The sequence below is a fragment of the Pseudomonas koreensis genome (assembly GCF_025447595.1).
Lineage (GTDB): Bacteria > Pseudomonadota > Gammaproteobacteria > Pseudomonadales > Pseudomonadaceae > Aquipseudomonas > Aquipseudomonas koreensis_H.
On record NZ_JAOEJU010000001.1, the window covers coordinates 380,789 to 400,498 of the forward strand.

Below are 19,710 nucleotides of genomic sequence, written 5' to 3' on the forward strand. Positions count from 1 at the left end.
TGAATATTGTGATTGTGGATCGCAAAACGCTCGGTATTAGCTATACCTGTAATTCCCCAATGCAATACATCCGGCCTTCCGAAAGGAGTTACAGCATGAAGCTAGCCGTAATGATGAGCACCCTCTGCATTGCCACGCTGGGCGTGGTGGGTTGCTCCAGCAAAACAGTTGCTCCAGATGAATACTCAGGCTTCCTCAAGGACTACAGTCAGCTCAGGGAGGCCAAGTCGCCATCCGGGGCTGAAGTGATGCGCTGGATGGACCCGAAACTCGATATCAAAAAATTCACCAGCGTCTACATCGAACCGACCCAGCTCTATCCGAAGCCGCAGCCGACCGCGAAGATCCCGCAACAGACCCTCAACGGCATCACCAGCTATTACGATCAGGCGCTCAAACGTGAACTGGGCAAATCCCTGCCGTTGGCGTCGGGCCCTGGGCCAGGTGTGATTGTGGTACGGGCGGCGATCACCGCCGTGAGCAGCAAGACCGAAGGTCTGCATGCCTATGAAGTGATCCCGATTGCCCTGGTGGCAGCGGCGGTCAGCACCGCCAGCGGCATTCGCGATCAGGAAACCACGCTGGCGACCGAGGCGGTGTTCCTCGATGGCGGCAACAACAAGGTCGTGGCCCAGGTGGTGCGCAAGGGCACCGGCAAGCCGCTGGAAAACGATTCGCAGGTGATGAAAGCCGATGACGTGAAAAGCGTGATCGATGGCTGGGCGTCAGACGTGCATCAGTCCTACGTCAAGCTCAAGTCCAAGTAAGAAACGGCAGCCGGATCGCTCAGGGCGATCCGGCATGCTTGTCCTCAAAACTCGGCTCTGGCCCGGCGATTGTAATGGCTGAGCAGGCCGTCGTAGCTGCGGGTGACCGCGTGGAAGTCATCGCTCAAACGCTGGGGCTCGGCGTGGTTCTGCCAATCCTTTTGCAAGGTGTTCAACGCCTCCAGGTATTCAGTTCCGGGCACGCCGATGTGCAGCCACAGGCCTCGCGCAGCATCGGTCTTTGACTGAAAAGCGGTGTACGGCGCTGCGAGAAAGGGCTCCCGGCGATCCCAGGCCTGCTGCAGTTTCGCTGTGGTGTCGGCGAGCAATTGCGGCGTAAGCGTGCGGTTTTTCATGGCTTGATCAAGGACGTCGACGGTTTCCCGGGCCTGAATCATATAAGCCAGCAGATACCAGTGAATGTCTTTGCCCATCCGGGCTTCCAGCCGTTTGAGCTGTTCGGGACGCTGCGCCGCGTCCAGTGGCAGCAAGGCCTGCCGAAGGGCCGTCGATGCGCTGTCGTACTCTTCTGCAGCACGTTTGATCGTGGCGCTTTCTTCCATTGACGGTTGCTGTGACGAGGAAAGGAAGCTCGCTTCCCGGTAATACCGGGTGGGCGGCACCACCGTGGTGACATATTGGAGTGTGCGCACGTACGCATCGGCTTTTTGTGCCAACATCGGTTGAAACTTCAGAATCTCGAGTTTTTGGGTGATGCCCGGGGAGCAGACGTCCCGCTGTATGTCTTGCACCGTGAACGCATCGCTGTCATCGAACGCCTTGAGGCTGAGAAACCACTGCGGGGTTCGTGGTTCAGGCGGCTGCGGGTTCTTGTAGCGGTCGTAGGCCACCCGCCATTGCACGTCGACCCGGTTGACGCAGGTGATGAGCGGGCTCAGGGCATTGGTCTGGGCGGTGATCGGCGAGTCGAGTTCATCCAGCCACAGATCAAACTGGAGAAATGGACGGGTCGCCCCCGTCAAACCCATCACAACGAGCGCGATGACCAGCCCGATCGGGAAGAGCATTTTCGAACTCATGGTCGCGCTTCCTTGCCGTACCACTGTTCAACGGTGGCCGGTGCACTGCATTCGGTGGTGGTGGCCGGCAGACGACTGCACAAGCGTTCGGTCCAGGGTTGCAGACCCTGATTGCGATTGACCGTGCCTTGGCTGGCGATGTGGTTGAACACGCCAAGGACAATCGTCAACACCCCGATACCGAGCATCGACAGGCCGAATTTTCGCAGTGCACCGGTTTCTTCCCAAGGTGTGTGCGGTTTGACTTGCCTGCGGCGCACCAGTCCGAAAATCACCAGGGTGGTGGCATACACGGCGCCGGCAATCGGACTGAGAAACCAGCTCAGCCCGGCAACCACCAACGCACAGGGCACGAGATCGCGCAGCACCCCGAACGGTGGCGAGTCTTTAAAGTAACCGAAGCACAGACGCGCACTCAGACTGTCGTCCAGCCACCACAGGCGATGGGCAACACCATGCACCAGCCAATTGAGCCCGGCCACGACGACGCCGAATGCCACCGTCGTGAACATGAAGACATTGACCAGTCCGGTGATCCGCAAGCCCAAGGGAATGTAATGGGCGAACGAGCCGATCAGGCAGGCCAGCACGACAGCCACATAGGTCGGCCATTCGTTGAAGGTCAGTTCCCAGTCGCGCCAGAAAAACGCAGTCCCGCCGGGGAATTGCGCGCAGACGTCGGGATGGTTGGCGTACAACGCCGAACTCAACTGCCGGCACTGCGCCCAGTCCTCTGTACGCAGGCGCCGGGCCAATGCGCGGCGTTCGCTGAACGAGCCGGTGCCGAGCAGCAGGCGGGCGGCTCGGTGTTCCGGGGTGGCGGGCGGCTCCAGGGCGAGCTGTTGCTGACGAGCCAGGAAAAACGGCGCATTTTTTCGAGCCAGCAGGCGCTGCCATTCGTCGTCAGGGCAGGGGTTTGCCGTGCTGGCGTGCCAGCCTTGACCGGCGCGCACCCGTTCGAAAATCTCGGGGTACCAGACCGGTGCATCCAGCAGTAAATGGCTCAGGGCATGGTCGAACCATTTCTGATGTTGTTCGATTGTCAGCCATGTGAAGTGTGCACAACGGGCGTAGGCCTGGAGAAATCCGTCAACGTCTTCCTGTTCGAGGGCATCACGCATGGGTTGCGTGATACGCGTGCGCTGCCGGGCCAGCAACAGCTCGATTGATTCCTCATCCAGCTCCAGGCGTTGCCAGGCGCTGAACCAGAAAAAGGTCGGAACCGCCCAGTCCACCAGCGAATCGGAGGATTCGGGGTGCTCGATGCAGTGATGCAGCAGCGTGTCTTCGAAGATGTGCGCACAGCCTTGTTCGAGGGCGACGGTATGGCGACGCTTCAGCTCCTCAACGCTCAGCCCGTCCAGTGAGCGGGTCGCCAGTTGCAGGGCATCGACCTCGACCACGGTCAGGCCGCTCAGGTCCCAGGATTCTTCAATGCCCTGATCCTGCTCTTCGTCCTGATTCTGCTCGTGATATTGCTGCCATTCCTTGTACGCCAGCGCCTGCTCATAGGCATCGCGCAGCCGCTGAAATCCCTCTGGATCATCATCGGGACGGGTCTGTTTGAGCAGGACGGCATATTGGCGTTTGATCGTGCGCACTTCGGCGTCGGCCGAAAGGCCAAGGACGGTCCAGCAACTCATTGCGATAACAACTCCATAAAACTGCGACGCGATCCGATGATGGCATTATGATATTTCGCACCCTACCTGTTTCGCGTCGAAAAGTCCTCCATGTGTTGCTCAGTCGCCGACGAACCAGCGGAAATACGGATTGCCGCCATCCCCGCGCATCACCTCGCGGATGTCCCGTCCCCAGGCATCGCGATCGCCGTCATAGGCGTGCAGGCTGGCACGGTAGAACTGCATCAGGCGCTGGCGGTGGGCTTGCATGCGTTCCTCGAACCCGGCGTCGGCGTTCACCAGGGGCGGCGCGACGTACAGATCCAGCAACGCCGGGAGCACACGGGTGATTTCCTTGGTGCGAACCCACGGCGCGTACTCGATGCGCGGCTGGTCGTCGGTCACTGCTGGTGCGCCGGCGGCAAAACGTTCCAGCCCGGCGCGGTCGGTGACCCAGGTCGACAGCAGCGCTGCCGCCGAGCCGATGCCGACGTCCTGCAAGGTGCTGCGCACGCTATCCTGTTGCAGGCGTTGGGTGATTCTTCCGGCGTCCAGTTCGATGGGCGTCAGTGACCCCACGAGCAGCATTTCGTGGAACTCGCTGGTCCACAGCGTCGCGTAGGGGAACACGTCGAGGAAACTGCGCACCAGCGAACGCGAGTCATCGATGTTCTGGGTCGGCAGCGGCAGCCATTGTGCGACCAGACCCTGTTTTTCCAGGCGGCTGGCGGCCAGTTGGTAGAAGTCGCGCGAATACAGGTTGACCACGCCGGCAGCGGAGGGCGGTGGCGGTTCGAGGGTGATCAGGTCGTAGGTCTGCGGACTGCGCAGCAGTTCCTGACGGCCGTCACGCAGGCGCACATCGACGCCGGGGTCACTGGCGGCGTTGAAGTTGCCCTTGAACAGCGGCGCGGCTTTGATCACCGACGGCAGCAATTCGGCGACCACCCGATGTTCCAGCCCCGGATAGCGCAGCAGCGCGCCGGCGGTGATGCCGGTGCCGAAACCGATCACCAGCGCCGAACGCGGTTCGCCGTTGTGGATCAACAGCGGCAGCAGCGCCTGAATGCGCATGTAGCGCAGAGACGGCATGGCATCGCCGGTGTTCGAAACACCCTGAATATACAAACGCTGGAAGGCATTGCGGCCAGTTCCCTGGCTGACCACCGCCACCGTGCCGCCGCGTCCTTCCTCATAGAAAGCGAGCGTTCCGTTGCGCGCGCCGGGCAGCAGGCTGGCGAGTTTGTTAACTGGAGTCAGCACCGCCAATGCAACCGACAACAGCCCGAGCGCGACCACCGCCTGACGCCGGCCTTTCTTCACGCCATGGCCCTTTCGCACGGCGAACCAGCCGATGCCGGCGGCGATGATCGCCAGCAGGCCCAGCGTGCGCACCAGCCCCAGCAGCGGGATTAGCACGAAACCGCAAAGCATCACCCCGACAATCCCGCCCAGCGTGTTGAACGCCACCACCGCGCCGACATCACGACCGATGCGCTCGTGACCAACGCTCAAGCGCAGGGCCAGCGGAAATGCCGCGCCCAGCAGCAGGGTCGGAACAAACACGATGGCCAGCGCCGCCACGGCAAAACGCGCGCTCATGCCGGCCAGTTCACTGGCGCCCTGGGTCAACAGCCAGATTTCCGCCTGGCTCTGGGCGATCACCAGCCAGCGGCCGAGCAAGGCGATTTCCAGCAGGGCGATCAATCCCGCGCCCGCGATCAGCAGGCCGAACACGCCCCACGGATCGCGAATCCGTTCGACACGACGGGCGAGCAGGGCGCTACCCAGAAACAACCCGGCCAGATACGTCGCCAGCACCACGGCAAACGCGTAGGTGCGGGTACTCATGAACTGCACGATCGACTGCGACCACACCACTTCGTAGCCGAGGGCCACGCCACCAGCGATGGAATACAGCCACAGGGCGGTGCGATCCGGCGCCTTTTCGGCGTGATGTTTGACCGGCGCTTCGACCGGCGTCGGACGCAGGCGTTGCCAGCCCAGCGCACCGGCGGCGGCCAGCAGGTTGAGCATCGCGGCGGCCAGCGCACTGCCGCGCACGCCGAGGGTGGCGATCAGCAGGAACGCCGCGAGCAGCGTGCCGGCAATCGCGCCCAGAGTGTTCGCCGCGTACAACTGACCGCCGGCCTTGCCCGGACTGGCTGCCAGCGAACGTACCAGCACCGGCAACGTGCCGCCCATCAACACCGCCGGAGCGCCCACCAGAAGGAACGGCAGCAGCCAGGCGAACAGTCCGACATGCTCCTGCAACCAGGCAAACGGGCTGGCTGCCACGCTCATGGCAAAGGTCGCGACGACGCCCAGCACCGCCACCAGCACTTCCATCCCGGCATACAGCAACACCGGCTGTTTCAGTCGATCCGCCCAGCGTCCGAACAGCCAGCCGCCCAGTGCGAGCCCGGCAAAGAAGGCGCTGATACCGGTGGTGATCGCATAGACTTCGACCCCGACCACCAGCGACAGCTGCTTGATCCACAGCACCTGGTAAACCAGCGCCGCAGCGCCGGAGATGCACAAGAGCAGGGCGGGGACCAGCAACGCCGCGGTGGCGGTGTGCGGGACGGGGTGGGCCGGGGATTTGCTGGCGACACGTGAGGACATGCAGTTGGCCTTGTTCCGGTTCAAGAATGGCTGCGACTGTGCGGGCCTCATCGCGGGCAAGCCCGCTCCCACAGGGATCTCTAGTGAACACAAATGTTGTGTACGACTGAAAACCCTGTGGGAGCTGGCTTGCCAGCGATAGGGCCACCTCGGTCACAAGCCGAAAACAGTGCCGCTCGCCAACGAAGGCGAGCGGCGGTCATGCAGGCTTACTTGGCCGCTTTCATTTTCTCCTCGATTTTCTTGTCCACGTCTGCGCGGACCTGGTCGATGCTGAAGCTCGCCGGACGTTGGCTCGGCGGGTAATCGACGAAGGTCTGCAGGAATTTGGCGGATCGGCTTATACCCTGGAAGATCAGGTAGTCGTTTTTCGCCAGCCAGTCGAAGTATTGGTCGGAGACCACATCGGCGCGTTCATACGGATCCATGCGCAGGTTGAAAATCTTCGGTACGCGCAGGCAAGTGAACGGTTCGCTCCAGACTTTGAAACCGCCCGGTGCGCGCTGTTCGCAGAAGACGAACTTCCAGTCCTTGTAACGCATGCTCACCAGTTCACCGTCATCGTTGAAGTAGTAGAACTCGTCACGCGCACTCTTGTCGGTCTTGCCGGTCAGGTAGTCCAACTGGTTGAAACCGTCTAGGTGCACCTTGAAGTTCTTCCCGCCGACGTCCGCGCCCTTGAGCAATCGATCCTTGATGTCGGTATCACCCACGGCGGCGAGCAATGTCGGGAACCAGTCCAGACCGGAGAACATCTGAGTCGACACTTCACCGGCCTTGACCTTGCCCGGCCAGCGAATCATTGCCGGAACGCGATAAGCCCCTTCCCAGTTGGAGTTTTTCTCGTTGCGGAACGGGGTGGTCGCCGCGTCCGGCCAGGACCATTGGTTCGGGCCGTTGTCGGTGGTGTAGACCACGATGGTGTTGTCGGTGATTTTCAAGTCATCGAGGGTCTTGAGCAGTTTGCCCACGTCGCCGTCGTGTTCGAGCATGCCGTCTGCATACTCGTTGCCGGGCATGCCGCTCTGGCCCTGCATGGACTCACGCACGTGCGTGAAAGCATGCATACGGGTGGTGTTCATCCAGACGAAAAACGGTTTGTCGGCCTTGGCCTGTTTCTCGATGAACGCCTGGGCGGCGGCGGTGGTTTCATCGTCGATGGTTTCCATGCGCTTTTTGTTCAGCGCACCGGTGTCCTCGATTTTGCCGTCGGCAAAGCTGTGGATCACGCCTCGCGGCGATGCTTGCTTGACGAAATCTGCATCGTCTTTTGGCCAGTAAGGACGCTCTGGCTCCTCTTCGGCATTGAGGTGATAAAGGTTGCCGAAAAACTCATCGAAGCCGTGGTTGGTAGGGAGGTATTCGTCTTTGTCACCGAGGTGGTTCTTGCCGAATTGGCCTGTTGCATAACCTTTGGCTTTCAGCGCCTGGGCAATGGTTACGTCCCTGGCCTGCAACCCGACCGGAACGCCGGGCATGCCCACTTTGGACAGGCCCGTACGCAGCGCGGACTGTCCGGTGATGAAGGTCGAGCGTCCGGCTGTGCAACTGTTCTCCGCGTAGTAGTCGGTGAACATCATGCCTTCCTTCGCAATCCGGTCGATGTTCGGCGTCTTGTAGCCGACCACGCCCATCGAGTAGGCACTGATGTTGGTCTGGCCGATATCGTCGCCGAATATCACCAGAATGTTGGGTTTGTCGGCGGCTACGGCGGTGGCCGATAGCGCCATCACCGAAGTCGCCACCAGGGCGAGTTTCGGTATCCACTTGCGTATGCGAGTCATGTGACAAGCTCCTTTGGCAACGGGGGTCGTGTGGTGCGACAAACGTTTGCTGCAGTCCTGCGTCACGCTTTTGTTATTGCACTTGCTCGGCTACGGGCGGATCGAACGGGTAGATCCGGCGCCAGTCGGTCGCCATGTCCACCACGGTCCAGCCTCGGGAATTTGCTTCGTCGAGGGCCTTGTCCAGGCGCCCGATATCGGATTTGCGGTCATAGGCCCATTCGCGTTTGGCGTCGGTGTGGTGCACCAGACCCATGAAGCGCTTGCCGGGACCGGCGGCGGTCCACTGGAGCATCTGCAGGTCGCCGTCGGAGTTGCCGAAGGCGAGGATCGGCCGACGCCCGATCACCGAATCGATGCTCACCGGTTTGCCCGGGCCGTCGTCGTTGTGCGCGAGTTTGGCGGTGCGCACGATGGACGCTTTGCCGTCCTTGTATTCGAACGCGGTCACAAAGGTGGTGCCGATCACCTGTTCCGGCGGGATGCCGTAGACCTTCTCGGCGAAGGCACGCATGAAACCGGTGTCGCCGCCGGAGACGATGTAGGTCTTGAAGTCCTGGCTGCGCAGGTAGTCGAGCATTTCCAGCATCGGCTGGAAGATCATCTCGGTGTAGGGTTTACCGGTTTTCGGATGACGGGCCTGGGTCAGCCAGGTCTTGGCGTAGTCCTCGAACGCTTCGGTGGTCATCCCCGAATGAGTGGCGGCGACGATTTTCATGATGCCGTCCATGCCTGAAGCGGCGAGGGCCTTGTGATCGTTTTCCAGCACTGCCTTGAATGGCTGAGTGGTTTTCCATTCCGGGTGCTGTGGTGCCGTGCGTTTGACTTCATCGAGCGCGAACAGGATTTCGAAATAGGCCGGTTGCTCGCTCCACAACGTACCGTCATTGTCGAACACGGCAATCCGTTCGGCGGGTTTGACGAAGTCCTTGCCGCCCTGATCGGTGATGGCCTGAACGAATTCGACGATGTGCTTTTTCGCCGGACCGTCGTTCCATGACGGCAGCGGTTCGCTCGCTTGCACCCATAGAGGCAGCAACAGGGTGACCACCAGGACCAGGCCAAAACGACGGCTGTGCAGCATCGGATCATTCATGGGAAATCCTTCTCGTGAACGGGGTTGAGCGGGCGCAGGGCCGGGGCCGATCGGGTCTGCGGCTCGGCCTGATTTTGAAGCGTAGACAAGGATTGGCGAAGTTGGTCCAGTGCCGGATTTGCGGTCGGTTCACGACCGTAAAGCCCACGCAACAGTCCTTGCAGGCGCGGCCCGGCGTTGGTCAGTTTCAAGCCCAGACCGCAGCGCCGCAGCCACAGGTACAGGGCCGTCAACTGCGGCGGTTGCCCGGCCAGTTGCCCGGCGACCTGTTGCCACGCAAAGTCGGCCGATTGCTCGCGGGCCTGTTGCCGCGCAAGCTGGCGCTCTTGCCATTGACGGCGCGCACGGCTGAGAGCGGGCCGGCCGAGATAACCGATTACGCCCAATGCGACGAGCACGGCGAGCCAGATGAAACCCTGGGTAGACAGGTGCAGGCGATGGTTCTGGCCGAGCTGGCGCAGATCCTCGGTGATCGAGAACACCGGTTTGTGGGCGCTGTCGGCGCTGGCCTCGAAGGTGACTGCCGGAACTTGTGCTGTACGGATCTGTTGCGCTTGCGAATCCCACCATTTCACGTCGATGGCCGGCAGGGTGTGGGCACCGGCGGTGTCGATGCGATAGCTGACGCTGTCGATGCGCTGACCGCCGAGAACATCGCCGCGCCCGTCATCGAGGTTGCTGACCTGCGGCGTTTTTACATAACGGCTCAGTCCTTTGACTTCGGTCAGCGCGGGAACCGGCAGAGCCATGGCCAATGCACCGTCGGCTTGCAGACTCAACTGACGGGTGAGGCTGTCGCCGACTTTCAGCGGGGTGGCCGACCGGGTGACGGTCTGGCTGAAGCGCAGCCCGGTCGCCACCAGTGGCGTTTCCCCAGGATTGAAGCCGGGTGGCTGGGAAACGCTGAATTGCAGTGGCTGGCTGTGGGCGCTGATCTCAGCGGTGGCCTGGCCGGGTGTGGCGCGTACGGTCAGCGCAGGAATGTCGAAGGTCCGGGTGGCATTGGGCGTGATCAGGTAGCTGTAGCGCAGACCGCTGAAGGCCTGGCCGTCGATGGTCTGGTTCAGATGTTGGGCCTGGCCGTCCGGTGGCATCACCAGCGCGCCATCAAGTTTCAGCTCGGGCAGGGTGGCGGCGCTGGTGAACCAGGTGTCGGTGAGGACGTCGAGTTGCAGCTCCACCAGACCGCCGACCTTGATCCCGTCGGCGGGTTGCAGCTGGGCCTGGACTTTGAGTTGGGGTTCAGCTGCAAAGGCATTTGTTGCGAACAGGCAACTGGCGATCAATGCAATGAAAGTTGTGATGAGTGGGCTGGCCTCTTCGCGAGCAAGCTCGCTCCCACAATGAAATTTGCGAAGCTGCAGAACCTCTGTGGGAGCGAGCTTGCTCGCGATGGGCGCGACGCGGTTCATGGGCGGGCCTCCGCCTGATCCTGCAAGCTGAATTTCTGCCGGAGGAATTTCGCCGGTGAGGTGGTGAGGTTCAGCAGCCACAACGCATCCGACGTCGCCTGTTCTGTGGTCACCGCTTTGCTTTGGCCCTTGCCCGGTGTCTTGTCGAACTTGACTTCGTCCGGCTTGGTTTCGGGGGCGTTCTGTTCGGCGCTTTCGGTGTCTTTTTGCAGGGCGATGGCCAGCGCCAGGTTGGCCGTGGCTTCCGGGAATTGTGGTTGCAGCTTCAATGCCTGCTGATAGGCCGCGATGGCTTGATCGAACTTGAAGCGACGCACGTAGATGTTGCCCAGATAGAAATACGCTTGGGGCGTGTCCAGCCGCGCGAAGGTCGCTAGCGCCAGATCGAAGTCGGCGGCGTGATAGGCCGCGACGCCTTTCCAGTACGGATCGACAAACAGCGCCGCCGCTTGCGGGAAGTGCTCATGCTCAAAGGCCCAGCGTCCTTGCTGATCGCGGGTGAAGAACGCGTCGGTCAGGGTATTGGCCTGCGCCGGCGCTGACGGCCAGCCGAGACCCACGGCGAGGGCCAGCGCCGGCATCCAGTTCACGCTCCAACTCCTGCGTACGCTGAACAAGGCCAGCAGCAACAACGGCCAGCACAGCCAGTAGCCGGCGTCTTTCCAGTGCAATTCCTGCTGTTCGGCGCTGGCGCTCTGAAAGTGCTGTTGCGCGTGCAGTTCGACCCAGTCCAGATCGTCGTTCGTCAGCGTCAGGCTGCCCAGCGGCGCGTCGAGTGCCGAGGCCAGTTGCTTGATCGCCGCCGGGTCGAAACTGCCCAGCACCGGGCGACCGTTGCTGTCGGTGCGCGGCTGGCCGCTCGCATCCTGAATCAACCCGCCGTCCTGATTGCCCACTGCGAGCACCAGCACTTGCAGCGCAGTGCCCTGCAACTGTTTGCCCAGACCCTCGAGCTGTGTGGTGTCTGCGCCGTCAGTGATCAACAGCAGACTGCCCGGGGTTTTCTCAGCTTCCAGCAGGCGCTTTGCCTGATCGATCACGGCGCCGACATTCTTGCCCGGCTTGTCGATCAACCCGGTTCCCAGTGCCTGAATGAAACTGTCGAGCAACGCCGGATCATCGGTCGCCGGCAACACCAGATGGGCACTGCCGGCGTAGGCGATCAACGCGGTGCGCGCACCGGCGCGGCGCTGGATCAGGTCATGAAGGGTGTGTTTGGCGGCTTCGAGGCGCGTTGGCGGAACATCATTGGCGTCCATCGACGGCGACAGGTCGACGGCCACGATCAGCGGCGCGCGATTCTCCAGAAAGTCCGGCCGATCCTGTTCCCAGGTCGGCCCGGCTGCCGCCACGGCGCCCAGCACCAGCAACGCACACAGCAAATGCACCGGGCGCAGGCGCTGGTGATCCTGCGGGGTGACCAGCAAGTGCGGCAGCAGATGCTCGGCGATGTTGCCGCGCAGGCGCCGCTGCAAATCACGGCTACGTCGCCAGATCAACGGCAAGAGCGCCGCGAGCAGGGCGAGCAGTAACCACACCGGGCGCAGGAAGTGGAAATCGCCGAGATTGATTTCCATCTCAGACCTCCTGCCGCTGACGTGCAACCGCCAACCTTGGGCGCAGCAGCGCGCCGAGGTGATACAGGGTCAGCAACACCAGCGCCGCGCCCAGCGGCCAGTAAAACAATTCGCGCTGGGGTTGATGGCTGAGGGTTTTGACTTGATGCGGCGTGAGCCGGTCGAGGGTGCTGTAGACCTGATCCAGCGCGGTGCGGTCTTCGGCGCGGAAGAACTGGCCGCCGGTGGCCTGGGCGATCTGTTGCAGGCTCTGCAGATTGACCTTGGCCTCGCCGGAAGCACTGGGGTCGCCAATGCCGATGGTATGAATCACCACGCCTTTGGCGGCGGCCATCTCAGCAGCATGGTCCGGGGTGATCGCGCTGCTGGTGTCGTTGCCGTCGGTGAGCAGGATCAGGACTTTTTCCTGTTCATGGGCCTTGTCCAGCAGCTTCAGGCTCAGACCGATCGCATCGCCGATCGCAGTGTTGGGGCCCGCCATGCCGATGCCGGTGTCTTCCAGCAACAGGGACAGACTGGCGTGATCGAGGGTCAGTGGCGCCTGCGGATAAGCACCGCTGCCGAACACGATCAGGCCCAGGCGATCGTCCTTGCGCTTGTCGATGAAGCCTTGCACGACCTCTTTGACGGCGGCCAGACGATTGATTTTCTGGCCGGCGGCGTTGGTGAAATCCTCGGTCTCCATCGACTGCGAGAGGTCGATGGCGAGCATCAGGTCGCGCACCGGTTGCTGGCGTTCGATGGGTTTTTCGACAAACACCGGGCGCGCGGCGGCCACCAGCAACAGGGCCCACACCAGCGCATTCAGCCACAGTTGCGAGTGATTGCTGCGGGTGCCTGTGCTGGCCGGTGTTTCGCCGACGGCGCGGCTCATGGCGCCGAAAAACGGCACCCGCACGGCGCTTCGCGCTTCCTGGTAGGTGGGCAGGTAACGCAAGACCAGCCACGGCAGCGGCAGCAGGAGCAACAGCCATGGGTAATCAAGCTGCCACATGATGACGCTCCACCCAGAGTCGGCAGGTGTCGAACAGTGCCTGGCGCTGCGGCGCGGGCAGGGCGCGCAACGTGTCGTCGGGGGCATAGGCGAGTTGCGAGAGTTGTTCGCTCAAATCCGCCGGCAGCGGCTTTTTGCAGTGCCGCTGCAAGAAGCTTTGCCAATCCAGTCCTTCGAGCGCCGCCGGATCCTGTGGGAGCGAGCTTGCTCGCGAAGAGGTCGTCATAGTCAAAGGAAATGTCGACTGGAATGGCCCCTTCGCGAGCAAGCTCGCTCCCACAGGAGGCGGATTGCAGCTCGGCATTGAAAGGGCGACGCGCTTGAGCAATTCCGGCAACTCGCGCAAGGCATTCAAGTCATCACTGCGGCTGCGCAAATGCGCCAGACGCGCCAGGCCTTCGCGCCGATAAGCATCCCGTCGCCATTGCCGATAACGCCGCACACCGATCAACACCGCCGCCAGCACCAGAACCGTCAGCAACACCCACCAGCCCCATGTCTGCGGTGCGTAGCTCACCGGCGCAGGCAGGCCCAGCTCCTTGAGCTGTCCGATGTCCGGAACGTTCGGATTCATCGCGTCGAACCCGTGGATTTACCAAGCTCGGCGCGTAATTGCTGATGCGCTTCTTCGGCGGTGCTGAACATCATCAACGGCACCTGACTGCGGCGCAGCAGGGTGGCGACGTCCTTGAGCCGACCACCGAGGAAATCCCCCAATGGCTGGTGCACGCTGCGTTTCTCGACCGCCAGCTCTACCTGCAACTGGCCTTGGGTCACCAACAAGCGGCCGTCGCTCGGCAGCTTCATCGCCATAGGGTCGTAGACCTGCAGGGCGATCACATCGTTGTGCGCCGCCAGTTGCCGCATCAACTGCAAGGTGCGCTCGCCGGCGCCGGCGAAATCACTGACGATGCAGATCAGATGGTCGTGTCCGGCTACCGCGAGGCAACGCTGCAAGGCCTTGTCCAGTTGATCCTCGTCTTCGGCGTCCGGGTTGCCGGCGTTGAGTGCCTGATTCTGCTGGGCGATGCGACTCAGCAGCGCTTCGACCCGTTTGCGGCTGCGCAACGGCGCGATGCTGTCGATGCGTTGATCGTTGAACACCAGCCCGCCAACCCGGTCGCCGGCATGGAACACCATCCATGCCGCCAGTGCGCCGAGTTCGGCGGCGACGGCGGATTTGAAGCTGCGTTGCGAGCCGAAGAACATCGACATGCGCTGATCGACCACGATCAGCGCCGGGCGGTCGCGCTCTTCGGTGAAGGTGCGCACCACCGGTTTGCCGGTGCGCAACGAGGCGCGCCAGTCGAGGTGGCGCAAGTCGTCACCGGGTTGGTAACGCCGTAGCTCATCGAAATTCAAACCCCGGCCACGCAGGCGCGAAGCATGGTTGCCGGCGAGGATGCTGCCCTGGGGCTGGCGGGCGAGAAAGCTCAGGTCACGGGCCTTGAACTCCAGCGCCATTAATTGCGCGAGAGAGACATAGACCAGCCCGTCGGCGGTTTCCATAACAGACCTCAGGCCGGAATGGCGACTTTGTCGAGGATCCGGTGCAGCACCTGATCGGCGCTGACGCCATCGGCCACCGCGTCGTAGCTCAGTTGCAGACGATGACGCAGCACCGGGTGCACTACGGCGCGCACGTTGTCCGGCGAAACGAAGTCCTGCCCCTGCAACCACGCATCGGCGCGGGCGCAGCGATCCAGGCCGATGCCGCCGCGCGGGCTGGCGCCGATGGCGATCCAGCGGGCAAGGTCTTCGTCGTAATCCGCTGGATGGCGGGTAGCGTTGATCAGGTCGATCAGATAGCGGTCAATGGCGGGGGATACGTGCACCGCACTGACCTCCTTGCGCGCGGCGAAGATCACGTCCTGCGCCAGTTCGAAACCCTTGGTCGGTGCAGTGTTGGCTCCTTGGGCGAACTCTTCGGCGCGCAACAGGCGCAGCACCTGGCTTTCATTGTCGGCACTGGGGTAGTCCAGCAGGACTTTCATCAGGAACCGGTCCATCTGCGCTTCCGGCAGCGGGTAGGTGCCTTCCTGTTCGATCGGGTTCTGAGTGGCGACCACTATGAACAGCTCCGGCAGCGCATGGCTGTTGCCGGCTACGGTGATCTGCCGTTCTTCCATGGCTTCGAGCAATGCGGCCTGCACCTTGGCCGGCGCACGGTTGATTTCGTCGGCGAGGATCAGGTTGCCGAACAGCGGGCCGGGCTGGAAGCGGATCTCGTTCTTGCCCTCGACCTGGTGCAGCACCTCGGCGCCGGTGATGTCCGAGGGCAGCAGGTCGGGGGTGAACTGGATGCGGCTCATCTTCGCGTCCAGATGCTTGGCCAGCGCCTTGACCGTGCGGGTCTTGGCCAGCCCCGGCAAGCTCTCCAGCAGCAGATGCCCGTTGGCCAGCAGGCCGAGCAGGATCTGCCGGATCACCTGATCCTGGCCGAGCACCGCTTCGGCGATGCTGGCTTGCAGGGCGTTGAGGTCGGTGAGTGCAGTCATGGATCAATCCTTTGTGGCTGATACAAAACATCAACGGTCTAGAAAAACGCCAAGGTCAGGTTCACGGAAACGCCGTTACCTTCAGGGCGGTTCTTGGTGTCGAACTCCGGCACCCAGCGCGCGCTCACGTTGGCCTGGGCATCGGCGAATTTGCCGCTCCAGCCGATGCTCGGTCCGGCACCGACCGAGCGACCGCGAAAGCCGTTGAGGCTGTCGGCGGTGTCGCCCTTGTCGTCGCTGACCTGCTGGACATAACCGGCGACCAGACCGGCGTTCCAGCCATTGCCGAAGCCGTGAGTCCACAACGCTTCAAGAGTGAAGATGTCGCCGGTGCGGTAATCGGTGGCCTTGTTCTCGGTGTAGAACTGCAGGTTGCCGGAGAGGGTGAATTCGCCGCCCTTGCCATCAAGATGCGTAAACGCCACGGTGGGCATGAACGTGTAGTTGTTCTGCCCGGCGTTGGCCAGACGATCATCGTTATAGGCGCCGGTCGGTACGTAGATTGGCAGCGAAAACGCGATGTGGTTGAGCTCGTCGAAGTGGTAACCGGCGGCAATCGGCGTGATCAGCGCATCGGCAAACTGGGTGCCGGAGTCGCTGGTGCCGAGGGTGCGTCCGCGCGGGCCGGTGACGGCGGCATCGATGTCGGTGTACTGCACGGGCACGCCAATGGCTGAGGCGTAATTCCATCGACCTTTGCCGGTGTCCCAGACATGGGTCAGGTTGGCCATGGTGTAGGAGACTTTCATGTCGATTCCGGCACTGACCTCACCGGAAATCGGCGCGCCGCCACTGCCCTTGATATCACCGTCGTACCAGATGCTGGTCACGGACATCACCCAGCCCGGCGCCGGCGGAATCACACCGGCGTTGGAGAAAACCTGCTGGCCGGTAATCGGCCGACCGACGCCACCCTCGGCTGCATACACCAACGGGCTGCCGATCATGCACAGCGCGAGCAACGGGCGCATGACACAAGGCTTGAGCATGAATGACTCCGCTTATTGTTGTGGGGCGGTGGGAATCAGCGGCGGGGTATTCCATTCGCCGCTGGCCACTTGCGGTTTGGGCAGATAGAGCCTCAACACGCCATAAAACGGTCCATCGGGAGCCGGAAGCCAATTGGTCTGTCTGCCCTTGCCGGGGTTTTCATGGCTGACATAAAGGGTCAGCCCGCCATCGGCATCTAATGTGAGGTCCGGCAACATTGGCGAGTTGATCAGATATCGATTCAGCGGGTTGGCCACCAGCAACTGTGTCTTGCCGTCGTACATCGTCAGCGACCAGAAAGCGTCGGCCGGAGGCAGGGCACCTTTATCGAAGTGCAGGGTATAAGCGTGTTTCGAGGCGTCGAGTGGCTGGCCATCCTTGTCGACGAAATAACTGATGTAGTGGGCTTCCTCGGCAGAGTTGCCGAAGATCCCCAGTTTGGCGCCGCCGTAGCGGTACAGATAATTGCCGGCGAGATGATCGCGGGTGCCGAAGAAGGCGCCGCTGCTGACTTCATGAGTGTCGATCTTGTCTTTTTTGAGTTGCGCGAATTCGGCTTTGGCGTCGCTGATGCCATCCTCCAGTGCCTGGCGTTGTTCGGCGCTGAGCTTCTTCGAGTCGAACTGCTGGCCGGCGCCAACACCGATTCTGGCGAATCGTGCCAGCAGGTCTTTCTCGACATCCTGCGCCGGAGCGAAGGTGAGCATGAAATTCAGATAACGAAACAGATCCGGACTGTCGCTCATGTCCGGTACCGGTTTCGGCCAGTTCACTTTCGGGGCCGGCGCGGGGGGTTTCTGTTTGAGGTACTGGCTCAGCGTCTGAACCTTGTAGCCTTTCTGAATCTGCTTGAGTGCAGGCAGATCCTTTTCATTGAGCAGCTGCGTGCGATAGATCGCGTAGGTGATATTCGACTCGCTGCGCAGCAGTCGATCAATGTTCACCGGCTGCTGCCCTTGCCAGTCGGGGCCGGCAATCATGAAATGTCCGCCGTTGTTGCCCGTGCTGCGTGTGCCCAGATAAGCGAAGTTCTGCGTGTAGGCATCGATCAGTTGCACCGAGTAGTAACGGTGCTCCTCGATGGGCGGCAAAGTGAGAACCAGCGGCTCGGCACGTAGATCCATCCAGACGAACGAGTAGGGCGTGTCGGCATTCGGGGTGATGATCGCGGTGTCTTTGGGGGTGAAGGTCTTGCCGATATTGGCGAGGGTATTGAGTGGAACCTTGTAGTTCGGGTTTTTGCGGTCAATCGCTTGGGCATACAGGGTCTTGTACATCTCCACCACCGGGAAACCGTATAGATAGGCTTCCTTGGCGATGCCCCGGGCGTCTTCAGGGTTGGCGGTGAAACCCTGGGCGCCGACGCCGCAACTGACAAACATGCTCATCACGCCGTAGCCGGCGGCTTTAACAAGCATTTTCAAGCAGCCGTTGAAGACGGACGTCAGCGCGCTGGCCGACCAAAAGGTGCTGACCCCATTGCTCTTGGACATGATTCCCCGGTTCCCTGGTGGCTCAGTGGACGACTCGGCACTTCTTGGCCGTTACGACGTAATCCCTTTCTTATCAAGCCTGTAGGACATGTCTGTTGAAGCTAGCAGTTAATCGGGGGTTAGCCAGTCAAAGGGGTTAATTCTTTGGTTTTGTACGCAGGATCACTTTTCACGCGTTGCGTCGCTACTACTGGGAATATTTACACCCTGTCAGATGTGTCAGTTGTCGAGCGGATTGAACGAGCGTTTGATGCCGTTGAGCGTCGAGTGGTGCGATGAGGCTCGCTCATGAACGGTGGAGGAGGGTGGAAAATGGCGACTGGAACCGCAAAGTGGTTCAGTGCAGAAAAAGGGTTTGGGTTCATTACTCCGGATGGGGGAGGGCCGGACGTGTTTGCACACTGCAAAGAGATCCAAGGTTCAGGGTACAAATCCCTTAGTGAGGGACAGAGGGTTTCCTATGATGAAAAAAATGGCAAGGGCGGTCGTGAAGCCGTCAATATCCAGCTGATTTAGCATTTTCAGCGTGGGCGCGGGGCGAGGATTGTGTTCCTCGCCCTGCAACCCGCATCAGTTCTTCTTCGCCATTTCCCGGATCCGTTCTTCCTGTTTGCGTGCTTCGGGGGTGAATTCGGCGCCGAAATCTTCCGGGCTGAACACCTGGCGAATCTCGATTTCCGATTCAGTGCCCGGCATGGGGTTCGGGCAGCGCTTGACCCATTCGATAGCCTCTTCTTTCGACTTCACGTCCCAGATCCAGTAGCCGGCGATCAGCTCCTTGGTCTCGGCGAACGGGCCGTCGATCACGCTGCGGCTTTCTCCGCTGAAGCGCACACGGGCGCCTTTGCTGCTCGGGTGCAGGCCGTCGGCTGAAACCAGAATGCCGGCCTTGGCCAGTTCCTCGTTGTAGTTGCCCATGTCGGTCAGCAATTGTTCGCTGGGCATCACGCCGGCTTCGGAGTCGTGGCTGGCTTTGACAATGATCATGAAGCGCATGGTGTTTCTCCGCGGATGAGTGAAGGATTCATGGCTTAGTCGAACGGCTCGGGTCGGAATCGACAGGTCGTTGAAGAAAAGATGCAGACTCGAGTTTTAACAAGCATCACCTTCATTCGGAATGTGTCTGTCTTCGTCAGGCACAGGGTTGTATCCAGTTCTGTGTGCCAGTACATGACAATTTCGGTTCAGGCATAGGTCGTCGGACAATTTCGTGGTTAACTTCCGCCTCTTGCATGCTTTCCCAACAACGTTAAGAAGGACTCCGTTCATGGCTCAAGTCACGCTCAAAGGCAACCCGGTTCAAGTCAACGGCCAACTGCCACAAGCCGGTTCCAAGGCGCCAGCCTTTTCCCTGGTAGCCGGCAATCTGTCCGACGTCACCCTGAAAGACTTCGCCGGCAAGCGCAAAGTGCTGAACATCTTCCCAAGCGTCGACACCCCGACCTGCGCCACTTCGGTACGCAAGTTCAACGCTCAGGCCAACGACATCAGCAACACTGTTGTGCTGTGCATCTCGGCTGACCTGCCGTTCGCTCAGGCTCGCTTCTGCGGCGCCGAAGGCCTGGAAAACGTACAAAACCTGTCGACCCTGCGCGGCGCCGAGTTCATCGAGAACTACGGCGTGGCCATCGCAGACGGCCCGCTGAAAGGCCTGACCGCCCGCGCTGTGGTTGTTCTGGACGAAAACGACAACGTCCTGCACAGCGAACTGGTCAAGGAAATTGCAGAAGAGCCTAACTACGAAGCGGCGCTGTCCGTTCTCAAGTAAGCGCTTTTACAATTGTTAACGGCCTGGCCCTGTCCAGGCCGTTT

17 protein-coding genes are annotated in these 19,710 nt (G+C 61.3%); 3 read left to right on the forward strand and 14 right to left on the reverse strand.

Features of this window, described 5'->3' with window-relative positions; translation table 11 throughout:
- The first annotated feature begins 95 nt into the window (after positions 1 to 95).
- The gene (locus N8H71_RS01685) at positions 96 to 767 is read left to right on the forward strand and encodes a DUF3313 domain-containing protein (protein WP_262192480.1); all 672 of its coding nucleotides are present in this window, start codon (positions 96 to 98) and stop codon (positions 765 to 767) included.
- A gap of 44 nt (positions 768 to 811) precedes the next feature.
- On the opposite strand, the gene N8H71_RS01690 is transcribed toward N8H71_RS01685, so the two are convergent.
- From N8H71_RS01690 to N8H71_RS01750, 13 genes are all read right to left on the reverse strand, one after another.
- Complete coding sequence (locus tag N8H71_RS01690; RefSeq protein ID WP_262192481.1) at positions 812 to 1,807, reverse strand: YiiG family protein; 996 nt, start codon at positions 1,805 to 1,807, stop codon at positions 812 to 814.
- A complete protein-coding gene (locus tag N8H71_RS01695; protein WP_262192482.1) occupies positions 1,804 to 3,450 on the reverse strand; it encodes a J domain-containing protein in 1,647 nt (548 codons plus the stop codon). Before N8H71_RS01695 ends, N8H71_RS01690 begins: the two co-directional genes overlap by 4 nt.
- 99 nt (positions 3,451 to 3,549) lie before the next feature.
- Complete coding sequence (locus N8H71_RS01700) at positions 3,550 to 6,054, reverse strand: fused MFS/spermidine synthase (protein ID WP_262192483.1); 2,505 nt, start codon at positions 6,052 to 6,054, stop codon at positions 3,550 to 3,552.
- A 209-nt stretch (positions 6,055 to 6,263) separates the two neighbouring features.
- Positions 6,264 to 7,838: an arylsulfatase gene (locus tag N8H71_RS01705; protein WP_262192484.1), complete on the reverse strand. Its 1,575-nt coding sequence runs from the start codon at positions 7,836 to 7,838 to the stop codon at positions 6,264 to 6,266.
- A gap of 73 nt (positions 7,839 to 7,911) precedes the next feature.
- The gene (locus N8H71_RS01710; RefSeq protein WP_262192486.1) at positions 7,912 to 8,934 is read right to left on the reverse strand and encodes an HAD family hydrolase; all 1,023 of its coding nucleotides are present in this window, start codon (positions 8,932 to 8,934) and stop codon (positions 7,912 to 7,914) included.
- Complete coding sequence (locus N8H71_RS01715) at positions 8,931 to 10,346, reverse strand: heme exporter protein CcmD (protein WP_262192487.1); 1,416 nt, start codon at positions 10,344 to 10,346, stop codon at positions 8,931 to 8,933. The genes N8H71_RS01710 and N8H71_RS01715 overlap by 4 nt, the downstream gene beginning before the upstream one ends.
- Entirely contained in the window at positions 10,343 to 11,923 is a 1,581-nt protein-coding gene (locus tag N8H71_RS01720; protein WP_262192488.1) for a VWA domain-containing protein, read from the reverse strand. Before N8H71_RS01720 ends, N8H71_RS01715 begins: the two co-directional genes overlap by 4 nt.
- A 1-nt stretch (position 11,924) precedes the next feature.
- Positions 11,925 to 12,917, reverse strand: a complete 993-nt coding sequence (locus N8H71_RS01725; RefSeq protein ID WP_262192489.1) for a vWA domain-containing protein — start codon at positions 12,915 to 12,917, stop codon at positions 11,925 to 11,927.
- Entirely contained in the window at positions 12,904 to 13,491 is a 588-nt protein-coding gene (locus N8H71_RS01730; RefSeq protein WP_262192490.1) for a DUF4381 domain-containing protein, read from the reverse strand. The genes N8H71_RS01725 and N8H71_RS01730 overlap by 14 nt, the downstream gene beginning before the upstream one ends.
- Positions 13,488 to 14,426: a DUF58 domain-containing protein gene (locus N8H71_RS01735; RefSeq protein WP_262192491.1), complete on the reverse strand. Its 939-nt coding sequence runs from the start codon at positions 14,424 to 14,426 to the stop codon at positions 13,488 to 13,490. The genes N8H71_RS01730 and N8H71_RS01735 overlap by 4 nt, the downstream gene beginning before the upstream one ends.
- Positions 14,427 to 14,434: 8 nt before the next feature.
- Positions 14,435 to 15,415 (reverse strand): AAA family ATPase, encoded by a 981-nt coding sequence (locus tag N8H71_RS01740; RefSeq protein ID WP_262192492.1) that lies wholly within the window; start codon positions 15,413 to 15,415, stop codon positions 14,435 to 14,437.
- Positions 15,416 to 15,453: 38 nt separating this feature from the next.
- Positions 15,454 to 16,404, reverse strand: a complete 951-nt coding sequence (locus N8H71_RS01745; RefSeq protein WP_262192493.1) for a SphA family protein — start codon at positions 16,402 to 16,404, stop codon at positions 15,454 to 15,456.
- 12 nt (positions 16,405 to 16,416) lie between these two features.
- A complete protein-coding gene (locus N8H71_RS01750; protein ID WP_262192952.1) occupies positions 16,417 to 17,793 on the reverse strand; it encodes a DUF1254 domain-containing protein in 1,377 nt (458 codons plus the stop codon).
- Between the two features lie 417 nt (positions 17,794 to 18,210).
- Here N8H71_RS01750 and N8H71_RS01755 point away from each other — a divergent pair, with 417 nt between their 5' ends.
- Complete coding sequence (locus N8H71_RS01755; protein ID WP_262192494.1) at positions 18,211 to 18,414, forward strand: cold-shock protein; 204 nt, start codon at positions 18,211 to 18,213, stop codon at positions 18,412 to 18,414.
- Positions 18,415 to 18,468: 54 nt separating this feature from the next.
- On the opposite strand, the gene N8H71_RS01760 is transcribed toward N8H71_RS01755, so the two are convergent.
- Entirely contained in the window at positions 18,469 to 18,894 is a 426-nt protein-coding gene (locus tag N8H71_RS01760) for a YciI family protein (protein WP_262192495.1), read from the reverse strand.
- 271 nt (positions 18,895 to 19,165) lie between these two features.
- Here N8H71_RS01760 and tpx point away from each other — a divergent pair, with 271 nt between their 5' ends.
- Complete coding sequence (gene tpx / locus N8H71_RS01765; protein WP_007955056.1) at positions 19,166 to 19,666, forward strand: thiol peroxidase; 501 nt, start codon at positions 19,166 to 19,168, stop codon at positions 19,664 to 19,666.
- Positions 19,667 to 19,710: the final 44 nt, after the last annotated feature.

Bases quoted from the DNA above. Each gene is read 5' to 3' on its own strand.
- N8H71_RS01750 (WP_262192952.1), bottom strand. From the start codon at position 17,793: ATGAGCATGTTTGTCAGTTGCGGCGTCGGCGCCCAGGGTTTCACCGCC.
- N8H71_RS01740 (WP_262192492.1), bottom strand. From the start codon at position 15,415: ATGACTGCACTCACCGACCTCAACGCCCTGCAAGCCAGCATCGCCGAA.
- N8H71_RS01715 (WP_262192487.1), bottom strand. From the start codon at position 10,346: ATGAACCGCGTCGCGCCCATCGCGAGCAAGCTCGCTCCCACAGAGGTT.
- N8H71_RS01685 (WP_262192480.1), top strand. From the start codon at position 96: ATGAAGCTAGCCGTAATGATGAGCACCCTCTGCATTGCCACGCTGGGC.
- N8H71_RS01700 (WP_262192483.1), bottom strand. From the start codon at position 6,054: ATGTCCTCACGTGTCGCCAGCAAATCCCCGGCCCACCCCGTCCCGCAC.
- N8H71_RS01760 (WP_262192495.1), bottom strand. From the start codon at position 18,894: ATGCGCTTCATGATCATTGTCAAAGCCAGCCACGACTCCGAAGCCGGC.
- N8H71_RS01720 (WP_262192488.1), bottom strand. From the start codon at position 11,923: ATGGAAATCAATCTCGGCGATTTCCACTTCCTGCGCCCGGTGTGGTTA.
- N8H71_RS01735 (WP_262192491.1), bottom strand. From the start codon at position 14,426: ATGGAAACCGCCGACGGGCTGGTCTATGTCTCTCTCGCGCAATTAATG.
- N8H71_RS01705 (WP_262192484.1), bottom strand. From the start codon at position 7,838: ATGACTCGCATACGCAAGTGGATACCGAAACTCGCCCTGGTGGCGACT.
- N8H71_RS01745 (WP_262192493.1), bottom strand. From the start codon at position 16,404: ATGCTCAAGCCTTGTGTCATGCGCCCGTTGCTCGCGCTGTGCATGATC.
- N8H71_RS01725 (WP_262192489.1), bottom strand. From the start codon at position 12,917: ATGTGGCAGCTTGATTACCCATGGCTGTTGCTCCTGCTGCCGCTGCCG.
- N8H71_RS01695 (WP_262192482.1), bottom strand. From the start codon at position 3,450: ATGAGTTGCTGGACCGTCCTTGGCCTTTCGGCCGACGCCGAAGTGCGC.
- N8H71_RS01755 (WP_262192494.1), top strand. From the start codon at position 18,211: ATGGCGACTGGAACCGCAAAGTGGTTCAGTGCAGAAAAAGGGTTTGGG.
- N8H71_RS01690 (WP_262192481.1), bottom strand. From the start codon at position 1,807: ATGAGTTCGAAAATGCTCTTCCCGATCGGGCTGGTCATCGCGCTCGTT.
- N8H71_RS01730 (WP_262192490.1), bottom strand. From the start codon at position 13,491: ATGAATCCGAACGTTCCGGACATCGGACAGCTCAAGGAGCTGGGCCTG.
- tpx (WP_007955056.1), top strand. From the start codon at position 19,166: ATGGCTCAAGTCACGCTCAAAGGCAACCCGGTTCAAGTCAACGGCCAA.
- N8H71_RS01710 (WP_262192486.1), bottom strand. From the start codon at position 8,934: ATGAATGATCCGATGCTGCACAGCCGTCGTTTTGGCCTGGTCCTGGTG.